Genomic DNA, 19,729 nt, shown 5'->3' with positions numbered 1-19,729 from the left:
CGGAGGGTGACTTGGACATCACCATCCTGCCATGACCGCCCCGATCAGGCGATTTGCAGAACCTTCACCACACTACTGGGTCATTCAGCCTCCGAGTGCAGACCCTTCGTTTGTGATGGAATTCGCCCCTTGTGATAGAGTCTACCTGGCCAATATGAAGGTGGCCGCCAGATGGGAATATCCGCAGGCCTGGAAAGCAGCAATGTCATTCCGAAGCCATGATCAATATTCTGTTAACCATACGCACACGACTATGTCCTGCCTGATCGATCTGGAACAACGGGCAGGTCTTTCCACGACAGCAAGTGGGGCGAGCACATGCGCCTCGTTTGTTTTTGGTGAGTATTCCAACGCAGTTATGGGCTCGTAACCACAACTACAATCGATCTGCCCAGATTGGGAGAACTGGCATGAATGTCTTGGCTTTTGCTTCCCGCAAGGGCGGTTCTGGAAAGAGCACCCTTGCGGCGCATTTGGGAAGTTATATGGCTGAGCATTCTCGGTCGACGCTCCTCATTGACGGAGATCCTCAGGGGTCACTGGCCCTTTAGCACCAGGTCCGGGACGCGCGGGATCTTCAGCTCCATGTTGGCACCAAGCATCTCGCGGCCACCTTGACGAAGGCGAAGCGCGATAGGGTTGAATGGGTCTTGATCGACACGCCGCCCAACGCCGAAGACTCGGTGTCCGAGGCGATCTGGCATGCAAATCTTGTCGTAATTCCAATGCGTCCCGGGCTGTTTGATGTCGACGCCGTTCAGGCAACGATCCAGGTCTGCCGTGAATTGAAAAAGCCTTATGCAGTGGTGATCAATGCCGCGCCGGCCAAGAATGGCTCGGATGATGCGATGGTTACAGACGCACGAGGGGCAATGCAGGCGCTCGATGCTCTAACATGGGCGGGTCAGATTACACATAGCCCTGAATTGTCTCTCTCCCTGGCCCATGGTGCCGGCGTTAACGAGCTCAGCTCCAGGTCGTCCGGATCAGAGGAAATTGGCAATCTTTGGCGAGTGCTAACAAGGAGCTTTGAGGCAATTGAGGCTATGACCGGCAAACACGCACAATCCACCTGAGCGTATTCGGCCAATGCTCGGCCACCAGTCCGGTATCGCTACTCATGTGATCCTGGGCAGCATTGAGATGACCAGCCTAATGTCCATGTAACAGGCCAAATATGTCTGCGATTGGCGAATACCGTTGGCCAAGCAATTTACCTGCTCACTGCATGAGAGCAACACGACGGCCCTATCGCTTTCTCGCCCTTGATCCCGATCTACGACAAAGCCGGAGAAAACGGCTGATAAGTATTTTGAAGAAGTTTGTAAATTGCACAGCAGGATTCCACGCAACAGTCGAAGCCGCGGCGGCTTCACACCGAGCACATGATGCAGGATTTGCGTCACGATCCAGCTGTCAGCCAAGTGCTTGACCTCGTGGCCAGACACGGCAGGATGATCTTGCGAAAGCGCATCTGAAGGACATGAGGAATATTCAATGGCAATTGGTACTGTGAAGTGGTATAATGATACGAAGGGCTATGGCTTCATCCAGCCGGATAGCGGCGGCAAGGATGTGTTCGTCCATGCCTCAGCGCTCGAGCGGGCCGGCATGCGCGGCCTCGTGGAAGGCCAGAAGATCTCTCATGAGGTGGAAGCCGACCGCCGTACAGGCAAAGAGTCGGCAACCAACCTCCAGAAGGCTTGATTGAGCCTGTCATCGCGTCAGCTCGGTGCTGGCTCTTCAAGCCGCTCCTGACAGGGCGGCTTACTGTTTGGATTGGCCGCGCTATTCGGTGCCACAGAGCCAGGGCCTCAGCCTCATGTTCCAGAAGCGGCCTCGCCTGCTTCCGACCGGAACTTCGCATTGTCCTAGTCGGTCAGATCAGAGGCGAAGTTCTCAGTGTAGCCGATCCGCGCTGCACCAGCGGAGCTGAAAGCACATGGGAACACACCGCGTTGGCAAGCCTTAGTAGTGAGACGGACGGCCCATATAGATCCATGCGCAGTGTGGGAACCGGAGGCATGCTTGGATATCACCGTGACATCAACAGACGACGGCACGGCATGGACCCTGACGGACCTGCTCGGCCGCCCCATGGGCCGGATCACGGAAGCCCCCGCCAAACAGTTCACAATCCACCCAGATGGCTATGCTCTGGAGACTATGGCCCGCATCGAGCATGGCCCCTTCGCATCACTTGATGCCGCCTTGGCGGCAATCGAGAAGCACACCCGAGGCGTCTGCCGGCACCATCCAGGCGAGGATCAACCATGATCGGAAGCAGCCCAAACCTTGCTCTGCTCCGTGGTTGAGGAGAAACCATGCGGATCCGGGTCGGCTGCGAGATGACGTACGAGCTCGGGCAAGCGACAGTCCGCTGACACTCACTTTTGGTCCTGGCACCATCGTCGACTTTCGCGTCACGACCGAGGAAGTGATTGGATCCGGCTTCTGAGTGCCTTGTGTTCGCACAATGTGTTCGGCGCCTGGGCCGGTTCGGTCGAGCGATTGGGCCAGTGTTACTAGATTAGGCAGGTGAACACCGTCTTTGGCGATTGCCCAGCTAGTGCGACCTGACGATAACTGGCCTGAATGGAACGGTGCTGGTAAGCTGCTGCAGCAGAACGTGAGATCCAGCATGACCCCCGAAGTCGAGCTGATTCGAGCCTTGGCAGAGGATCTGGCGCTTGAGATCCTGGCCTCGTACACACCCGAGGATTTTCAGCAGGCCGACTTCACCAGTTTGGGGAAAGCGGCTGTTTATCTGACCCAACATGATGAGGGACCTGGTCCTGCGCTCGAGGAACTCATCAAGAAAGTGCAGCATGCCCAGGGGACATAAGATGCAGTCATCTCAAGGAGCGTGAGAAATCGTGGGGCATCCTGCAGTGTATTGTGGTGAATGCCGGTCGGTCACGTGGTAGATCAGGCTCAGGATTGGCCTTCTACACCAGTCCTCTCACCGCTACTCTACAATCCTTATGCTCCCCATCTTGCAGAAGACGGGCAAGACGATAGGATTCACCTCATCCGAGAGAGCGGCTTTCGTTGAACGCTTATGTTGGCAAGAAGTTGGCGATCTCCGCCAAGTCACGATTGCCTGGCCAGGAGGCTTCCAACTGCTCCATCGTTCAACGTTTGGATCCGGTTTGCTGTTTTTCCGCTGAAGGGCCGACGGAGGAAGCGCTTGGCTGTGAAACCGCCTTCTGGATGAGGTAAGTGTTGATCAGAGCCACAACCTTGCGGCCTAGCGCCTGATCCTCTTCCGGGCTGTCCGTGGCGAGGATCTCGAGCCGAGTCTCGAAATCAGGATCGCAAATCAGAATGGCCAGATCCTGTGCGTCGCCTTCTCCCGCGCTGTCCAGGAACCAACCCTCATCCGGATTCGGGTCTTCTACATCCAGATCCGCACTAAGGCTCTCGACAAGATACTCGGCCAGATGATCGTTGATCCTCGTGCCGTCGTCTTCGCCGAAGATGATCCGGGGCTCGCCTCGGGGATCTCGAATGACGTGCTGCCGATCTCTTCCGGGACGGGCGATAAAGAGGGTCCAGTGTAACGATGGGCTCATGGGCTAATTCTTGTTCGAAGATCAGTTGGGGCAGCTTACGCTGACCCCCAGACAGATGGCTTTGTTGCATTAACCGGTCGAGCCACAGGATCTGGTAGGTGATTAAGCCTACAAACACGCTATGGCTTGTGCCTCACGAAGTTGATGCAACAGAGCCCGACTACGAACCTGTCCTGGAGGCGGTTTGCCGGGCCTGGAACCAGCTCCTCGATGAGACAGGCCGTCTCACAACATTGACGGCCTACCCGTATCTCACTGCGTCAGAAATTCCCTGACCGGGTATCAGCCCACTCGCACGTCACGTGGACTGATGGCCGCGCTGTTTGGGCGGAAGAGGTAGCCGTTCCTACGGAGCGTGAGGCGCGCGGGTTGAACAGGTGATGCGTCCGCTCAATTGGGACTGATGAGAGCTGATAGCGACCATCGGCAGCAATCTCCTCAAGAACATTCTTGCCGAGCATTAGGAAAGGACGGTCTTCATCGTTCGGCCTCCCTAATAACCTGCCAAGACTATCCGCCTATCTTGTAGGAAGGATGTGTGTCTGGACACACCAGAGCGATGCATAAGCACCTCTGCCGCCTATGACGAGACTTGACCCCCCAGTGGCTCTGCCGTGGATTTCTCCGAGCCGTTTCAGAGGAAAACAAACTGCCTCTGAGTGTCGGTGAGGGAGACACAGTCAATCTCGGAGAATTATACTTGGACGAAACAAAAATCCGCTCATGAAGCGCCTTGGATTAGCCCTGTTCTGCACGCCGCAATAGCAAATTACGTACTTGATTTTGCAGGATGGCACATGCACTTGGATGAGCCTTTTCCTCTCGAAGCGATTCCCCCTCGGATGGGACACGTGCTTCTGCGTGAGTTTAAGGGGCGCTGTCCCAGCGTCCGAGAGGTTGACCAGATTTCAGATAAGCATTGGCTGGCGACCCCAGGCATGGGTCCGGCCTCTTTGCAGATTATCCGCAGCATCACCAATGCGGCGCGCCAGCAGGAAGTCAGTCAGATCGCGTCACGCCGCCTACTGATGGCGAGTTGCTGAGGCGTCTTGAAGGGCTGCAGGAGGACCTGCGCTGGCTGGAAACTCAACTGAAGGCGCGAATGCCCAAAGACCCAAGGCGCAAACAGGACCGACGCGGCTCCGTGACGCGAAATGAGGCTGGCCTCCTAGGTCACGAGGTTTGTGAGGCCGAAGCTACAGAGCATCGAAGCGACCAAGACCACCTTAGTTAAAATTTCTTGGCCTTCACAGGATCAAGCTGCCGCTCTTGGATGCTTCATCCGCTTTCCTGCCGTGGCCTCCTCCAAGGCGAGCAGAAGTACTCCGATGTCTTCGTTCAGCAGATGAATGGCGTTGCGGGCATATTCCCGAAATCGCTCCTTCTGGACTAAAGGCTCACTATCCCACGAGAGTTCTTGGTGCTCGGCTCTATGAATGGCCCGAGCCACCAGCTCGACCTTGTGATGCATCTTGACCTCCGGTGTTAAGAGCAGGAGCTGTCCTCGCTCACGGGAATGCTCAGGAGCGCTGCCTTCTCAGATGCTGGCCAGCAGAAGGGCCGCTCCGATGAAAGAGCTGACAGAGGCAACAAACAGAAGCAACGCACAATGAATTGACGGGCCAGGGATGGTGAGGTGCTCAGAATCTGAAGTGATGCTCTGTGTGGCTGCTGAATGTCGGGTGACGCTCATATGATGAACTCCCATCTGAATTGACAGTGAATGGTCATCAAACGGGCGCAGCGGCTGGTCTATTCCTTCACGAATTTTATATGAGTATTTCGAGAGTGCCTGCTGTGGTCCTATTCTAGACAATCTTGTTGATTGCTCCCACGCGTCGGAGCTAAAGCGCCCCTTGCGACGCGCGCTTTTCTTTTGTGCTGACCGGGCACGCGGTGACCACGTGAGAGCCCCTGGCAGGGATCAACTGATCGGCGATTTCTGCATAGGGGATCGCAAGGATCGGCCGGAGTTCCTCGTCAACAATCTCGATGACGATCTTGCTGCTGTAATCTGGCGAGAGGTCAGCACAGCCTTCCGGCAGTTTCTCACCGAGCCTCAATGCCTCAGTTTTGGGCTCCGTTGCATTAAGCTTGGCAGTGTAGCGAGGGATGGCTAATCGAGGAGTCATCCTGTTGTCTCTGTTCAAGCGCCGCCGGTTTCCGGTCCCGATCATCCTTCTATGCGTGCGCTGGTACTGCAAGTACGGCATCAGTTATCACGATCTGGCTGAGATGATGCATGAGCGCGGTGTCAACGTCGACCCACCCACGATCTTCCGTTGGGTTCAGCGTTACGCCCCAGAGATTGGGAAGCGAGTTCGCCGATGTCAGGGCTATCGATCCGGCTCATGGCGGGTCGACGAAACCTACGTGCGGGTTGGCGGGAAATGGAAGTACCTGTTTCGTGCGCTCGACAAGCACGGACAGCTGATCGACTTCATGCTGTCAGACCGCCGCAACACCATAGCAGCCTATCGCTTCCTGCGCAAAGCCCTGAGGACGATGAGCGACTATCCGCCCTCATCCATCACGACTGACAAACTGGTGTCGTATCCTAAGGCAATCCAGCGCCTGCAGAAGGAAGGCGTGCTGTCGAACGATGTTGAGCACCGGACATCGAAATATTTGAATAACATCATTGAGGCCGACCATGGAGCACTCAAGCGCGTGATACGGCCGACCCGCGGCTTCCAGAGGATGGCAACAGCCTCCGCCACCATCAAAGGCTTCGAGGTGATGCGGATGATCCGCCGCGGCCATTGCGGCCTGGCACAGCGTGACGTGGCAGGCGAAATCCGCCTTGTGAACCAGCGCTTCGGCCTCGCGGCTTGAGTGACCCATTCGACTGGATTTGTTTCCCCTTTTCAAGATAATGCAACAAAGCCCCCCTACGTGCGTTCCCACACCGCCAGTCGGACGCCTCGGGCGCATCCTCCTCAGGCATTCTCTCGGCATTGTGCCGCCGTCTGGAGGCGGCGATGGACTATATCAAACTGGTGTCTGCTACCATCGCTCCCATAAGCATTAACTCTAGCGCATTGGCCCAAGGCCGTCCTTTGACCCTACAGATGTCCTGCAATGGGGCAAGACAACTGGTTGCCAGTCGGGGGGCTGCTGTCCTCAACACCGGCCCGATGACGTATGACCGTTACGTGTCAGCGGTGACCCAATGTGTCAGGGATGAGACCTTAGACCCGGCCTGGGTGCCGACAGCCGATACTCCTCAATGTTCTATTGGGTATCGCTGTGTACCACGCAGCAGACCGTCCGGTGGTGGTTGACTGGCTTGGGAAGTCCGGTGCGGCCTACTCCAAGACCACCTTCTCCAGGTAGCTCTGCAACTTCTCCAGATGATACCCTTCCCCGGACCTATGCGCGCAGTCTTGTTGCCCCAGCCGCCGATAGCATCCTGGATGTCCACGGGCGCACTACACCCGCTGCAAGGCCTTGCAGCGCCTACAAATCCCAACTACAAACGAGGGAACCAAAGCCAATAAAAAACCTTGCCAAATGAATGGTTAGGTGCCGCCAAGATGGATCCCCCCGTCCGCACCATCATCCCGCTACCAGCGGCGAGGAAAGCCAAGAATGAAAGACCCAGCGGCTGAGTTGAGACGAGCTGCCTTAGACTACGGAGCGGCCTTGGAGAAAGGCGCACAGGTCGAGGAGGGAATAGCTTCAACTCTGGCCATGATGGCAGATGAGCTGGACCGGCAGGGCCTATCCCAAATCGCGGACATGCTTCAGCAGGCAAGCCACTACCACAGGTCGGCCAGCATCAAGAGCCGTGCCATCGCTGCTTCCTTGACGACTGCTGACTAAAGCACCTCAATCTCGCCACACCACACTCCGCGCTCTGCTGACGCAGGCGGGATGAGGCTCCGCTCTCAGTCCCCTGAAGTGCCAGAAATACTCCTTCGGGAGAGTACGAAACCGCATCTGAGTACAGTAAGATCCGGCTAGAGCGTCATGAGCCAATAACAAGATGGCGCCAGCCTTGGAAACGCACAGCATGACGTCCGTTCAGCAGCCGGAACCAGCTCCAAGCGATTACGCCTACAACCTGTTCAGGAACAAGCAGCGACCAGAAATCGTCTGTGCCGTGCCTGAGGTCCGCCCGGTCCCTCACTTCATTGACCCCGAGCAATGGACATTTGAACAGCCCCTGCGCCCTCTGGAATCTCCTCCAGCGGGCTTCGACCGTAAGGCAGCTTACGCAGGGGTGCGGTTCAATGGCTTCTACCTGTTCCACGCCTTTGCTGCTGCCCCGGGACTCAGAGCCGCCTTTGACTTCGCCATAGGAACCCTCTAGTCGCGTTATCCACCTCGGGGGCGCCCCTACCACGCTTGGAGCATTAATCCTTCTCAGCGGCCTCCGCAGCGGTCTTGTCAAAGGTATGAAACGCCTGCACGTTGCTGCGCAACGAGTCCGTTGATGTTTGAATCAGATGTTTAGAGTGCGCCGAACGCCTTTTCTCGCACCCTGAGCAAGCGATTCAAAGCCGCGTGCACTCGTTTCTAAAATCCAGAGCAATGGGGGGAGAAGCCCAGGCAGGTCCTCACGGAAGCATACGGGCTGACCTCAAGAAATGGGGTTATGTGGCCCTAGCGAAATCACCATAGACACCGCCGAGAGAAAGACCACCAGCAGCAGGACACACAGGAGGAGCGTCCCAACTGGAATATGGCGGGCCTTCCAGGACAAGCGCACCGCTTCTCTATGCTCTGCTCGGGATGGGTCTGGCTTCTTGTCCGCCATCGTGGTCTCCATCCCCTTCGGGATAGGTTGCGGCCACTTCGACATGACAACCGCTGACGGTAAGCTTCGTTGCTACAGAAACAGCTAACACATGGGGACTTGATCCATTGATAAAGGGCGGAGTTGGACTGAGCTACCTTTGCCCTGACTGTGGATCAAATCGGGCAGTCATGCCCCCGAAGCCCCATGATGGCTCGATTGTGCACTGCTCTGATTGTCAGCGAGTACTTGGTTCTCTCGGTGACATCAGGTGTGAGCTTGCAGACAAGGCTCGTGAGGACGGCAGCTCTCTCGCTAAGCGGATCTACCAACAAGGACGAGGCGCCAAACGTTCTTGAGCTGAACAACCTGGTTTCCCACAAGCCGGGAAGAGAGGAGGCGAACGCTGTTTGGCCACTAAGCCGTTTAGCTTTCCCATCAGATGCTTAAGGCCAAGGTTAACCGCTTGTTAACCATAAGCCTCCCAGTCTCAGGAACAAATGCATTGCGTATCTAAGGTAAGCATCCGTGCCTGGTCGAAAAAGAAAGTCCGAAGCTCTGAGCATCAATCACGACGCCAAGAACCGTATCGCTGAGCTAATGCGAAGCGTCTATTTCCCACCTGATACGAGCCCCATATCCGACGAACAGCTTGATTTTCTTTTTGCCCTGCGCCGAAAGGAACGGAAGCGTAATCAGCCGACGTGAGACAGTGGGAGCGTCGGGCGAATGCTTTTCGGCCGTCGGTGTTCAACAGCCATAAACTCGGCAGCCGTTGTGCAAGCGGCACACTGAAGAACACTCTCTGCCAAACGCCCCTCGCCTTCGTCTTTGAGAGCTTCCGCGAGGGCCTCTGCACCTCCAGCTCTCTGAACAACGTTCAGAAACGTCGAGAATAATTCCTCATCCGTCATGCTCTCTACCGAACGATCAAGCTCAGCCCTCATCTTCAGCCTATGGAGACGGCTCAATAGTGACCTGTTCATGGCAGGAGCTCACAGGCGTATGTCTCATCCGGGTTAGGTTCTTGACCAGCAGCCACGAGGCGAACGACCATCAGGTTGTCGCCTTCGTTCCGCTTCGGGAGGCTTTCAGGACTGCGATCTCCCGCTCCTCCTCTTCGTCACTGGCCACCATGATTGTATGCCACTTGCCCGTATCCTTCGGAAGTTTTTTCCTCGAAGGCTTAGAGGTGTCTAAGTGTTCTGCGGTTCATTGGGCAACTCCATGGGACGAGCGCGGAACACCCGTGATGATCCGGTAAATGAAATCGCCGCCTTCAGAGGCTTCACCTGATGCGACGGCTCTGTTGCATTAACCGGTCGAGCCACAGGATCTGGCAGGTGATTAGGCCTACAAACACGCTATGGCTTGTGCCTCACGAAGTTAATGCAACAGAGCCCTTACACGAGACACTTGTCCAGCGTACTTTCCCGCTCGAGCCATGCTGGCACAGGAAGGTTCGTGGAGCGGAGGAACTCCGGGTTGAACAACTTCGACTGGTAGCGGGTGCCGTAGTCGCACAGCACCGTCACGATGGTATGACCGGGGCCAAGGTGCTGGGCAAGGCGAATTGCTCCGGCCACATTGATCCCGGAGGAGCCGCCCAGGCACAAGCCTTCCCGCTCCAATAACTCAAAGACAAGGGCGATCGCTTCCTCATCCGGGATCTGAAAGGCGACATCGGGCCTGAACCCCTCCAGGTTCTTTGTGATCCGACCCTGGCCGATACCCTCCGTAATCGACGAGCCCTCAGCCTTCAGCTCGCCACGCGTATAGTAGCTGAACAGCGCAGCCCCCATGGGATCTGCGAGGCCAATCGTGATGTTCGGATTGCGCTCCTTGAGGGCCGCCCCCACCCCGGCGAGGGTGCCGCCGGTGCCGACGGCGCACACGAAACCGTCGATCCGGCCGTCGGTCTGCGCCCAGATCTCCGGGCCGGTAGTCGCGATGTGCCCGTCGCGGTTGGCAACATTGTCGAACTGATTGGCCCAGATCGCGCCGTTTGGTTCATGCTCTGCCAGGCGTTCAGCAATCCGGCCGGATACCTTTACGTAGTTATTCGGGTTGGCGTAGGGCACCGCCGGCACCTCGATCAGCTCGGCGCCGCAGAGACGGAGCATGTCTTTCTTCTCCTTTGTCTGCGTTTCCGGGATGATGATCACCGCGCGATAGCCAAGGGCATTGCCGACGAGCGCCAAGCCGATGCCGGTATTGCCGGCAGTCCCCTCCACGATCAAACCTCCAGGCCGCAGAAGGCCACGGGCCTCTGCATCCTTGATGATGAACAGGGCTGCGCGATCCTTCACGGACTGGCCCGGGTTCATGAACTCGGCCTTACCCAAGATGGTGCAACCGGTCCGTTCGGAGGCGCGCTGCAGCCGGATCATTGGCGTGTTGCCAATCGCGTCCACGATTCCATGATGCACTGACATGTCAGGCCTCCAGCCCTTGTTGACGATGCCGTCGCGGAGCACTGCCTGAAAGTTAATCCCAAACAGCGTAGGGCAGTGCGTCGAGAGGGATCTTTAGATAGCGAACCCCATTCTCCTCCGGTGCAGGCAGTCGCCCACCGGCCATGTTCACTTGCAGGGCGTGCAGAATGAGCTTGGGCATCGGCAGCTTCGCGTCCCGGGCCTGACGCAGGGCGGCAAATTCATCCTCATTGTGGGTCTGCAGGAGATGAACATTTTCGGATTTTTGACGGGCCACAGTGCTCTCCCAAGCCGGTGCGCGCCCGCCGGGCATATAGTCGTGGCCGGGGAACAGGCGGGTCTCGTCCGGCAGACTGAGGATGCGTTGGATGATGCGCCACAAGGCCCTCGCGTCCCCGCCGGGAAAATCGCACCGGGCCGTGCCAAAGTCGGGCATGAAGAGTGTGTCGTGGATGAACGCTGCATCGCCGACGACGTAGGTGACGGAGGCGAGGGTATGCCCGGGGGAAAACAGGACACGTACGTCCATCGTCCCGATCTGGAAGACATCACCCTCGGCGACCAGACGGTCCCATTGCGAGCCGTCCGTCGGGAAACTATCGGGCCAGTTGTAGAATGCCTTCCAGAGCTTCTGTACCTCCACCACCCGCTCGCCGATAGCCGTCTTCGCGCCCGTTCTCTCCTTCAGATAACCGGCTGCGGAGAAGTGATCCGCGTGGGGATGCGTATCGAGGATCCACTCGACTGTGAGATCGTGATCACGGACGAACGCGAGGAGAGCGTCAGCAGACCAGGTTGCGACTGAGCCCGATTTTTCGTCGTAGTCGAGCACTGGGTCGATGAGGGCACAGCATCGCGTTGCCGGGTCAGACACCACGTATTGAACACTACAGGTACGCCTCTCGAAGAATGCATCAACCTGCGGCTGGCACTTGGCGTGTTCGGGGATTGGCTGGGATAAAGCCGCTATGCTCATCGCTTTCGCTCCTCGGCTCGCGGCCGCGCCCACTCCCCAGGGTCTCAACAACCTTGGTTAGCAGTCGATGCTGTGTTCAACCTCGTGGCCTGTATCAGCGACTGGTTCTCAGCCAGCCGGTGAAAGTCTGTCTTACTCAGGGCCGAGGCTGCGGCACGATCCGGATGTACGGCTTTGGGGCTTTCCAACCGTCAGGATAGATTGTCTTCGCCTCGTCATCCGACACTGAACCTGCAATGATCACGTCCTCGCCCTGCTTCCAGTTCACGGGCGTCGCAACCCGGTGCTGCGCTGTCAGCTGGAGTGAGTCAATGACGCGTAGCACCTCGTCGAAGTTGCGGCCCGTCGTCATGGGATAGACCAGGATCAGTTTGATCTTCTTGTCCGGGCCAATGACGAAGACATTGCGCACGGTCTGGTTGTCCGCCGGTGTCCGCCCTTCCGAGCCGCCGTTCACGCTGGCCGGTAGCATGCCGTAGAGCTTGGAGATTGAGAGATCGGAGTCACCAATCATCGGGAAGTTGGGCGCATGGCCCTGGGTCTCCCGAATGTCCTCGGCCCATCGTGCATGATTGCCGACCGGATCGACACTCAGTCCGATGATCTTGACGTCGCGTCGGTCAAACTCAGGCTTGATCCGGGCCATGTAGCCCAGTTCAGTGGTGCAGACGGGGGTAAAGTCCTTCGGGTGGGAGAAGAGCACGCACCAGGAACCGCCGATCCAGTCGTGGAAGCGAATACGTCCTTGTGTTGTCTCGGCCTCGAAATCAGGTGCAACGTCGCCGATCTGGAGTGTCATGGAAACCTCGTGCCGCAAACGAGCCCCTTCGCCAGATGGTGACTATACATCTGAAAAGCGTTGCGGTGAAATCACAGATGATGACGGGCATTTTGAGGGCTCTGACCTGTTCTTCCCAACTTAGTCGATCGATAAGCCTTCACCTTCGATTAAGGCTACGGTTCGACGATGGGTTGTGACAGGATCCAGAGGCTCAGAACCGTGTAACCAACCATCAGGACCAGCATCGGTCCTTGGCTCTGGCGCGCAGCTTTAGGTGTCCCAAACACGGCCAAGGCCGTTTCATGCGCGAGCCACGTTGCAAGCACATGGCCGACCACAATGGCGCCAACAGCCATGAGCCAGACAAAGCGTGCATCCACGATGCCTATGTCGATCCGGTAGAGAGTCGTGCCGAACAGATCCCATCCAAACCCGAAGGGATCGGATGCGAGCGGGATTGCGAATTGTCCGGCAAGAAGCAGGAAGGAGAGATAATGCGCCAGGTGATAGGCGATGGCGATAGGTACCAGGGACAGCACGAACTGCCCAGCCAAGGCTCCCAAGGGATGCTCCGCCTCACCTGACGCCGTTCTCATCATGCGTATGATGACAAGGTATGTGCCCCCAAAGACGAGCGGTGCCGTGCCGAGCAGCATGGTCGCGAGGACGTCACCGGTACCCTCGCCCACCGCCCCGGCCCGGCTGACCCCTTCGACAAGAGCCGCCCAAGCCGGTGTTTCGAGTAGGCCGTCCACGGACACCGTTGCAAGCATCAGGATCGTGAAAGCGGCCAGTGAGGCCGGTAGAGGCTTATCAGACAGGAGCCCGACAGCATGAGGTCGTAACTGCCAGCACCAGCGAAGGCCCTTTCCGGCGATCTGGAGCGGTGCGAACCGACCGAGGATCCCAAAGGCGACGGAGAAGGGGTCGGCGTTTCGCAGCCACACGACCGGGCCGAACAGATGACAGCCGATGCAGGTCAGGCCAAGATAGGCTAGGCCTGCCAGCGCGATGTTGCGTGGGACATCGCGCTGCGGCGCAACTAGCTCCAGCCATGCCATGACGAGGAAGAGCACGCAGGCTGGCCATGCGCCTAGACATACGGGGTACCGTGCCATGGGGCGTCGTTTACGATCCAGATGCCAGTACCAGGCTGCCCAAAGCCTTACCCACTCCCAGGCGATCACAGCCGGGTTCACCAGCCGCCACGGATTGACGACAAAGGCCGCCAGAAAGCTCATCCCCACCCACCAGATCACCCAGACGAACACCGGGGCGATGTTCTTGAACGGGTTCTGGTTGCCGATGAGACCTGCCGTCACGATCAGGGCGAACAGGCCGAGGGACAGGATTTGAAGAGCGGCAACGAGCCAGGCAGAAAGCCTGCCCCGGGCGAAAATGAGGTGCCGCGGTCCGGTGGGCCGGGCCGATGTCCGGAAGAGAACCAGGAATATGAACGACGCCGCTACCGCCGCTGCGGCTCCCAGCAAATACAGCCACAAGGGCAGAGGCAGGTCGTAACGCGCTCCCAAGCCGTGAGCCTTCGCCTCATGGGATGCAATGAGGCAGAGCATACAAGCAGGTGAGGCCCAAAGGTGCGGGCCTCCTTTAGTGCTAGCGTGGATGCACTTCGACATGGATCAGCGCCCGGTTGCGTCCGGTGACGTCATGGATCTCGACCGGGAAACGACCGGTAGCGCGGGCCGTGAACGTCATGCGCTGGGGAGTGCCTGGAGTGGTCGTGATCTCGATATCGTAGCCATGAAGGTGGAGCGTGACCGCCCGATTACTTGTCCAAAGGATATCCACCTGGTCACCGCGCACGATTCGAACGACCTGGGGCCCGCCCGCCACCCGGCCATTCTCAAGCGCGATGTCGAACCGCTTCACCGCACCGGCATCCTGCGCCAGGACGGCTGGAGTGTGCGAGGTGATCAGGAGCATAGTTGCAAAGACCATGCGGCTGGGGCGGGTCAGGACGTCGTCTGCACCTCGGGGCATGATGCCTGCCTCCGCTTCCCATCAAGACCCAACGAGCGTAAACTAAATGCCTGTGTTCGTCAGGTCGGGTTTGATCCCGTATACGGCGTAGGCGCGGATCAGCCTGGAAAGGCGCGACGGCCACCCTGACCAGCGCGAGCGTTCCCGCATGCCGCTGATCCAGCAGAGGCGGGCTGAGTGCAGTCAAAGCCTACGCGCTGAACCAGCACACAGGAGAACCCCCATGTCACGCGCGTGCCTGATCGTGGGTCTAACAGCAGCCCTTCTCGGCTCCGCGGGAGCACGAGCCGAAATCCTGGCCATGGCCAATTACGAGAGCAAGCCGCCGGAGGCCCTGAAAGCTTTCAGGCATCCGGTCGCGGGCCAGACGCGTCAGGAGGGGATCGCCATCATTGACGTCGATCCTACCTCCCCGAACTTCAAGAAGATCGTCGAGACCCTCCCGCTGCCGCCGGACCTAGTCGCCCATCACATTTTCTACAACCGCGACTCGACCAAAGCCTATGTGACCTCGCTCGGCAAGAGTGAGCTTGGGGTGATCGACGTGACGAAGCGCCCTTTCGCTGTGAAGCAGGTGGCCGTGCCGGACTGCAAGATTGGCGAGGACGTCGTGTTCTCGGCGGACAACACGCGCTGGTATGTGACCTGCCTCGGCTCGGCCAACGTGATCATGGGCGACGCAGTCAAGGACGTGCCGACCCAGACGATTGCCCTGTCCCATCCTTATCCGCACGGCATCAGCATCCATGACGGCATTGACCGGATCCTTGTAACCAACACTGTTCGTGGCTCGGATCTTGGAGATGCGGGCGAGATGGTCACGGCGATTGAGGCCAGCACTGGCAAGGTGCTGGAAAGCTACAAGGTGTCGAACAAACCCTCACCCTCGGGCGAAGCACCAGTCGAGGTCGTGTTTGTTCCGGGCACGAACCCACCTGTTGCCTATGTGACCAACATGTACGGTGGGACGCTCTGGACAGCGACTTGGGATGCCGCGAAAAAGGGCTTCAACGTCGCCCAAGCCTTCGACTTTGGATCGGTGAAAGCGGGAGTGCCACTTGAGATCTATGTTGTCAGCAAGAACGGCCGACCGGATCGGCTCCATGTCACGACAGCCAAGCCCGGACATCTGCACATCTTCGACATCAGTCAGAATGCCGGCCAGCCGAAGCTCCTGAAGTCGATTGCAACAGCAGAAGGCGCCCATCATGTGGCCTATACAAAGGATGGGCGCTTCGCCTACGTGCAGAATTCACTGCTCAACCTGCCGAGCATGAATGACGGCTCGATTACGCTGGTTGACTTGAACAAGGGCGAAGCCGTCGACAGCATCGATGCCCTAAAGGACCAGGGCTTTGCACCCAACAGTATCGTGCTCCTGCCCGAGTGGAACGACATGGCAGGCCATTGACAGCAGGGTTGGCCTGCACCTCGGTTGCAGGTCAATCCCAGATCCTGCACCGAGCAGCAGGCACGGCTAAAGGGGTCGGAACAAGAACTGGTTCCAAGCACGAATGGGTGAACAACCGCAATGTGGTCGAGCAGCTTAGGGTCAGGCTGAAGGAGTGGCGGGCTATTGCCACACGCTCCGAGAAGACTGCCTCACCCCTTATGGGCGTACTCTGTCTCGCCGCTGCAATCGACTGGATCAGGTGCTAACAGGCCGTAGAGTTGCATTGAAGATCAAGAAATTAAGTGGTCCACCCATCCCCTTAGAAGCCGGACATGACTAGGAAGGGGAGGAGGGGGAGGAGGGTCAGGACAAGGCCCATCCAGAGGCGACGATTGTGGTAGACGGCCAGCAGCGCCGGCAATACGGCAAGGAGGCCAACGATGATGGCCAGGGCTGCAGCCCCCATCGCCATGCCTTCTCCAGCCGGATCCGACTCAATCACGAGCCCGCCGATGCCGAGGACGAGGACAACAAGCATCTCGAGCGAGGCTAGAACAGCGACGGTGAGCCTGAGCATCGCATTAGGATACGCGACAACAGCCCTACACGCCAACATGCAAAGATGCCCGGCGCTGTTCTGCGGCCGGGCCTCCCGTGCGCGCTGGGGCAAGCAGCACCCTGTGGGTGATGTCACGGTAACTCTTGGTCAGAGATTTGTGGCTTAAGAGCCGCGGTATGCCTGATGCAGTCGGCTACAAGCGCCACCGATTTCCAACTCAGATCATTACCCACGCCGTTTGGCTGTCATTCCGGTTTCCTTTAAGCCTGCGACTCGCCGAGGAGATGTTTCTTGAGCGCGGCATCGTTGTGTCCTACGAGACGATCCGCCGGTGGGGAAGGAAGTTTGGTCCGGAGTATGCCCGGCGCCTCGGTGGCAAGCCGCCGAGCCCTCATGATGTCTGGCACCTGGATGAGGTGGTCATCAGCATTGCCGGTCAGAAACACTGGCTTTGGCGCGCTGTGGATAAGAATGGCTAGGTCCTCGACGAGATTGTTCAGAACCGGCGCGACACCAAGGCGGCCAAGCGATTGATGACCCGGCTGATGAAGAGGCAGGGGATCGCACCCAAGCGCATCATCACTGACAAGCTGCTCTCATACGCCGCCGCCAAGAGGCAGGTCCTGCCAAGGGTCGAGCACCTGTCCCACAAGGCCATCAACAACAGGGCCGAGAACTCCCATCTCCCGCTACGGAAGCGGGAGCGGGGATGTCACATTAACCGAGTATAGGCGTTGAGAAGGCCGTTGAGGCCGGCTTTTGCACAGGCCAAGTCTCTGATCTTCCTCGACACGCGATTTTCCGTTGACGAGTACAGAGCAGTATTCCCCGTTAATGTGACATCACCCGCGTCCGCTTCAACGCAGGCATGAAAAAGACCGGCACAGCACATATGTTTGGTTGGCGGCCAGTTAGCTGATCAGTCCTGGCGCAGTCACAAGGATCGCTGTTTGGACCTGCCTAGCACCATCTACACGGCATCGACCTGGATCGTCCCGATCCTCATCGCAATCACCTTCCACGAGGCGGCACATGCCTATGCCGCTTGGAAACTGGGAGACGATACGGCTCACCGGCTGGGTCGTGTCACCTTCAACCCGCTCAAGCATGTCGATCCGTTTGGAACGATCCTGCTCCCTGCCCTGCTCTTCCTGACCAAAGCTCCTTTTCTTTTCGGGTGGGCAAAGCCTGTCCCAGTGGCATTCGGACGCTTAAGCCATCCGCGCCGAGACATGGCCCTTGTTGCGCTGGCTGGTCCACTGACGAACGTGACGCTCGCCTTTGTGTCAGCGGTGTTTCTTAGGATTGTTCCGCTGCTGCCTGAGGCGATTGCACCCTGGTTAGCTCAGACGCTTTATCAATCGATCCTGCTGAACCTGATCCTAGCGATCTTCAACATGCTGCCGATGCCGCCCTTGGACGGAGGTCGTGTCGTCATGAGCATTTTGCCCAAAGCTCTGGCGCGGCAATATGCAAAGCTGGAGCGTTTCGGGTTTCTCACCCTCCTCGGGATTATCTTCCTTCTGCCAATGCTCGGCCGACAAATGGGAACTGACCTGAACCTGTTCCGATGGGCTGTTGCGGCTCCGCTCCAATGGCTATTGCCAATCCTTCGGGCCATCGCTGGCGTATCGCAATAGCGGATGCGGGCGAAGAAGCTGCTTCATAACCGCACCGGACAGGAACCGCTCCGAGTGAGCCTACGTTGGCTGGGATCAGGAGAGGTCATATCGATGAGGAAGATAGCGCTCGCCGCCGTCATGTTTTCGTTTGGCATCGCCGCAGGCTCGGCAGAAGCTCAGAGCCGTCCTGGCGGCTGTCTTAAGTATGGGCTCGGCGGGGCTGTTGCCGGTCATTTCGCAGGTGGACATCGGATCAAAGGAGCGCTCGCGGGCTGTGCTCTCGGTATTTATCAGCGCAGACAGTACGAGCGCGAGGTTAGAGAGCAGAACGAAATCAGGAACAGGACTCCGGAGCGCCGACGCGCGCCCATACCGGAACGAGACAACCGCTACGATAACCAGGACCGGAGTGCCAATCGGATTCCCTTGCCTCGTCAAGAGGGCACCAGTCCGTACGAGGACCTTGGCATAGACCTTGGTCGCCGCTCTACCCGTGAGCAGGTCACAAGAAGTGAAGATCGTATGGGTGATCGGAACCTGGGACGGGACGGTCACACATCGGGAGGATCATTTGCGCGCGGTCAGCAGGAGAGCCGTAATCGTTTGGAGAACCGGGAGTGGGCTCCCGATCCCAGGTTTCAAAGGCACTTCGAGCGAGAGGAGACCAGCAGCTTTCCTCGCGCGAATGGCCAAGTCTACTGACATCGGTTGATGCTGTCGGGCAACATGAACCAAGAGACGAGAAGCGATCCACGATGCTCCTGAGGAGCGTCGTCTTCAGTTCCGCATCTGAGTGCATGTCGGTGATGTCATGATCCGAGGCGGCGATCTTCCGGGGGATGGGGTGAATATTGCCGCCCGGCTCGAAACCTTGCCGCGTCGGGCGGCGTCTGCCTCTCGGAGTCTGTCTATAGGTATGTGCGCAGGGTCCTGCCCTTCACCAGACCTAAGCTCCGAGCATCACGCTGCCTGCCCGGCTGACCTGAAGTTCTTGGTGAGATCACCTGCGGCGCGGAAGGCTTGCATGGCCTCAGCCCCGGTCATCGCCAGGGTGGTCTTCATGTCCTTCACGCCACCGCCTGCCGCCGCCGTGATCACCGCCGCTGAGACTGTTTGAGCATCCGGTGCTTCGACCACAATGAGCCAGTCGTACTCGCCGAAGGTGACATAGTAGCCGAGAAGCTTACCGCCCGCAGCTTCAACGAGCTTGGATACCGGCTCAGTCCGGTCTTCCGGCGTCGTCACCATGCCGCGCATCGCATCTTGCGAATACCGTCCCTGAGAAATGAAGATGGGCATTGCGCTCTCCTACGGTTGTTAATGGAAACGTGGGGTCTATTACATTCGCTTACTCATGCGGTTAGCAGATCAATGATCCTCATAATCGCAACTGCTTTGCTCTTGCTCTGCATGCCTCCGTGGTGATGCCCTTGGCGCAGGTCCATACGTCTCCCTTCTTGACCATGGACTTTGCATCGTTCTGAACTACGCCGGATGCGGCTTCTGGCAGGTGGCTGATGTTGAGCCCATGCTCCCGTAGCTTAAAGCTCTTCAAATTGCATTTTGTCGGGGCTGTGTTGCACGGATTGGTTGGTGGACGTACTGAGCCCGCCCCAAGCCTTTGCTTAAGCGATGCGGACGGACTT

19 protein-coding genes and 2 pseudogenes are annotated in these 19,729 nt (G+C 58.1%); 11 read left to right on the top strand and 10 right to left on the bottom strand.

All coding sequences use genetic code 11. From position 1 onward, the window contains the following. Positions 1-410 precede the first annotated feature (410 nt). The 5 genes from IC232_RS33175 to IC232_RS29980 all read left to right on the top strand — a co-directional run bounded on the left by IC232_RS33175 (position 411) and on the right by IC232_RS29980 (position 2,845). Positions 411-551, top strand: coding sequence for a ParA family protein (locus IC232_RS33175; RefSeq protein WP_312895259.1), 141 nt, complete (start codon positions 411-413; stop codon positions 549-551). A gap of 99 nt (positions 552-650) precedes the next feature. Then, positions 651-1,076, top strand: coding sequence for a hypothetical protein (locus IC232_RS33170; protein WP_312895258.1), 426 nt, complete (start codon positions 651-653; stop codon positions 1,074-1,076). 421 nt (positions 1,077-1,497) lie between these two features. Continuing rightward, positions 1,498-1,707, top strand: coding sequence for a cold-shock protein (locus tag IC232_RS29990; protein ID WP_190848602.1), 210 nt, complete (start codon positions 1,498-1,500; stop codon positions 1,705-1,707). Positions 1,708-2,040: 333 nt separating this feature from the next. Continuing rightward, positions 2,041-2,277, top strand: coding sequence for a hypothetical protein (locus IC232_RS29985; RefSeq protein WP_312895257.1), 237 nt, complete (start codon positions 2,041-2,043; stop codon positions 2,275-2,277). Positions 2,278-2,641: 364 nt separating this feature from the next. Beyond that, positions 2,642-2,845 carry a hypothetical protein gene (locus IC232_RS29980; protein WP_036349065.1) on the top strand — a complete coding sequence of 68 codons (204 nt, stop codon included), beginning with the start codon at positions 2,642-2,644 and terminating at the stop codon, positions 2,843-2,845. Between the two features lie 289 nt (positions 2,846-3,134). Here IC232_RS29980 and IC232_RS29975 read toward each other — a convergent pair whose 3' ends face one another. From IC232_RS29975 to IC232_RS29965, 3 genes are all read right to left on the bottom strand, one after another. After that, on the bottom strand, positions 3,135-3,575 hold the full coding sequence (locus IC232_RS29975) for a hypothetical protein (RefSeq protein WP_190848600.1): 441 nt from the start codon (positions 3,573-3,575) through the stop codon (positions 3,135-3,137). A gap of 1,255 nt (positions 3,576-4,830) precedes the next feature. Next, a complete protein-coding gene (locus tag IC232_RS29970; RefSeq protein WP_190848599.1) occupies positions 4,831-5,046 on the bottom strand; it encodes a hypothetical protein in 216 nt (71 codons plus the stop codon). Between the two features lie 373 nt (positions 5,047-5,419). Next, positions 5,420-5,707 carry a hypothetical protein gene (locus IC232_RS29965; protein ID WP_190848598.1) on the bottom strand — a complete coding sequence of 96 codons (288 nt, stop codon included), beginning with the start codon at positions 5,705-5,707 and terminating at the stop codon, positions 5,420-5,422. Positions 5,708-5,711: 4 nt separating this feature from the next. On the opposite strand from IC232_RS29965, the gene IC232_RS29960 reads away from it, so the two are divergent. Further along, positions 5,712-6,410: an IS6 family transposase gene (locus IC232_RS29960; protein WP_190848597.1), complete on the top strand. Its 699-nt coding sequence runs from the start codon at positions 5,712-5,714 to the stop codon at positions 6,408-6,410. A gap of 1,180 nt (positions 6,411-7,590) precedes the next feature. Continuing rightward, entirely contained in the window at positions 7,591-7,890 is a 300-nt protein-coding gene (locus tag IC232_RS29955) for a hypothetical protein (RefSeq protein WP_190848596.1), read from the top strand. Between the two features lie 1,829 nt (positions 7,891-9,719). Here IC232_RS29955 and IC232_RS29950 read toward each other — a convergent pair. From IC232_RS29950 to IC232_RS29930, 5 genes are all read right to left on the bottom strand, one after another. Further along, positions 9,720-10,751, bottom strand: a complete 1,032-nt coding sequence (locus IC232_RS29950) for a cysteine synthase A (RefSeq protein ID WP_190848595.1) — start codon at positions 10,749-10,751, stop codon at positions 9,720-9,722. A gap of 52 nt (positions 10,752-10,803) precedes the next feature. Further along, a complete protein-coding gene (locus tag IC232_RS29945; RefSeq protein ID WP_190848594.1) occupies positions 10,804-11,727 on the bottom strand; it encodes an MBL fold metallo-hydrolase in 924 nt (307 codons plus the stop codon). A 136-nt stretch (positions 11,728-11,863) separates the two neighbouring features. After that, the gene (locus IC232_RS29940) at positions 11,864-12,526 is read right to left on the bottom strand and encodes a peroxiredoxin (protein ID WP_190848593.1); all 663 of its coding nucleotides are present in this window, start codon (positions 12,524-12,526) and stop codon (positions 11,864-11,866) included. Positions 12,527-12,681: 155 nt separating this feature from the next. Continuing rightward, a complete protein-coding gene (locus IC232_RS29935; RefSeq protein ID WP_190848592.1) occupies positions 12,682-14,040 on the bottom strand; it encodes a hypothetical protein in 1,359 nt (452 codons plus the stop codon). A gap of 82 nt (positions 14,041-14,122) precedes the next feature. Beyond that, a complete protein-coding gene (locus IC232_RS29930; protein WP_190848591.1) occupies positions 14,123-14,509 on the bottom strand; it encodes a hypothetical protein in 387 nt (128 codons plus the stop codon). A gap of 223 nt (positions 14,510-14,732) precedes the next feature. On the opposite strand from IC232_RS29930, the gene IC232_RS29925 reads away from it, so the two are divergent. Together IC232_RS29925 and IC232_RS29920 are read left to right on the top strand one after the other, a co-directional pair. Further along, positions 14,733-15,920 (top strand): YncE family protein, encoded by a 1,188-nt coding sequence (locus IC232_RS29925; protein ID WP_190848590.1) that lies wholly within the window; start codon positions 14,733-14,735, stop codon positions 15,918-15,920. A 104-nt stretch (positions 15,921-16,024) separates the two neighbouring features. After that, a pseudogene (locus IC232_RS29920) lies at positions 16,025-16,168 on the top strand (IS5/IS1182 family transposase); the annotation flags it as partial. A gap of 53 nt (positions 16,169-16,221) precedes the next feature. On the opposite strand, the gene IC232_RS29915 reads toward IC232_RS29920, so the two are convergent. Then, positions 16,222-16,479: a hypothetical protein gene (locus tag IC232_RS29915; RefSeq protein ID WP_190848588.1), complete on the bottom strand. Its 258-nt coding sequence runs from the start codon at positions 16,477-16,479 to the stop codon at positions 16,222-16,224. Positions 16,480-16,637: 158 nt separating this feature from the next. Here IC232_RS29915 and IC232_RS29910 point away from each other — a divergent pair. Next, positions 16,638-17,168, top strand: a pseudogene (locus tag IC232_RS29910) (IS6 family transposase); the annotation flags it as partial. Positions 17,169-17,357: 189 nt separating this feature from the next. Next, positions 17,358-18,101 (top strand): site-2 protease family protein, encoded by a 744-nt coding sequence (locus IC232_RS29905; RefSeq protein WP_210335550.1) that lies wholly within the window; start codon positions 17,358-17,360, stop codon positions 18,099-18,101. Positions 18,102-19,043: 942 nt separating this feature from the next. Here IC232_RS29905 and IC232_RS29900 read toward each other — a convergent pair. After that, complete coding sequence (locus IC232_RS29900) at positions 19,044-19,382, bottom strand: GYD domain-containing protein (protein WP_190848587.1); 339 nt, start codon at positions 19,380-19,382, stop codon at positions 19,044-19,046. Positions 19,383-19,729: the final 347 nt, after the last annotated feature.

The sequence above is a fragment of the Microvirga sp. genome, from assembly GCF_014699075.1.
Classification (GTDB): Bacteria; Pseudomonadota; Alphaproteobacteria; order Rhizobiales; family Beijerinckiaceae; genus Microvirga.
The sequence above is the reverse complement of the archived record's forward strand: the minus strand, read 5'-3'. Positions and strand labels throughout refer to the sequence as shown.

Bases quoted from the DNA above. Each gene is read 5' to 3' on its own strand.
- IC232_RS29970 (WP_190848599.1), bottom strand. From the start codon at position 5,046: ATGCATCACAAGGTCGAGCTGGTGGCTCGGGCCATTCATAGAGCCGAG.
- IC232_RS29975 (WP_190848600.1), bottom strand. From the start codon at position 3,575: ATGAGCCCATCGTTACACTGGACCCTCTTTATCGCCCGTCCCGGAAGA.
- IC232_RS29930 (WP_190848591.1), bottom strand. From the start codon at position 14,509: ATGCCCCGAGGTGCAGACGACGTCCTGACCCGCCCCAGCCGCATGGTC.
- IC232_RS29955 (WP_190848596.1), top strand. From the start codon at position 7,591: ATGACGTCCGTTCAGCAGCCGGAACCAGCTCCAAGCGATTACGCCTAC.
- IC232_RS29990 (WP_190848602.1), top strand. From the start codon at position 1,498: ATGGCAATTGGTACTGTGAAGTGGTATAATGATACGAAGGGCTATGGC.
- IC232_RS29980 (WP_036349065.1), top strand. From the start codon at position 2,642: ATGACCCCCGAAGTCGAGCTGATTCGAGCCTTGGCAGAGGATCTGGCG.
- IC232_RS29915 (WP_190848588.1), bottom strand. From the start codon at position 16,479: ATGCTCAGGCTCACCGTCGCTGTTCTAGCCTCGCTCGAGATGCTTGTT.
- IC232_RS29965 (WP_190848598.1), bottom strand. From the start codon at position 5,707: ATGACTCCTCGATTAGCCATCCCTCGCTACACTGCCAAGCTTAATGCA.
- IC232_RS29945 (WP_190848594.1), bottom strand. From the start codon at position 11,727: ATGAGCATAGCGGCTTTATCCCAGCCAATCCCCGAACACGCCAAGTGC.
- IC232_RS33175 (WP_312895259.1), top strand. From the start codon at position 411: ATGAATGTCTTGGCTTTTGCTTCCCGCAAGGGCGGTTCTGGAAAGAGC.
- IC232_RS29925 (WP_190848590.1), top strand. From the start codon at position 14,733: ATGTCACGCGCGTGCCTGATCGTGGGTCTAACAGCAGCCCTTCTCGGC.
- IC232_RS29940 (WP_190848593.1), bottom strand. From the start codon at position 12,526: ATGACACTCCAGATCGGCGACGTTGCACCTGATTTCGAGGCCGAGACA.
- IC232_RS29950 (WP_190848595.1), bottom strand. From the start codon at position 10,751: ATGTCAGTGCATCATGGAATCGTGGACGCGATTGGCAACACGCCAATG.
- IC232_RS29900 (WP_190848587.1), bottom strand. From the start codon at position 19,382: ATGCCCATCTTCATTTCTCAGGGACGGTATTCGCAAGATGCGATGCGC.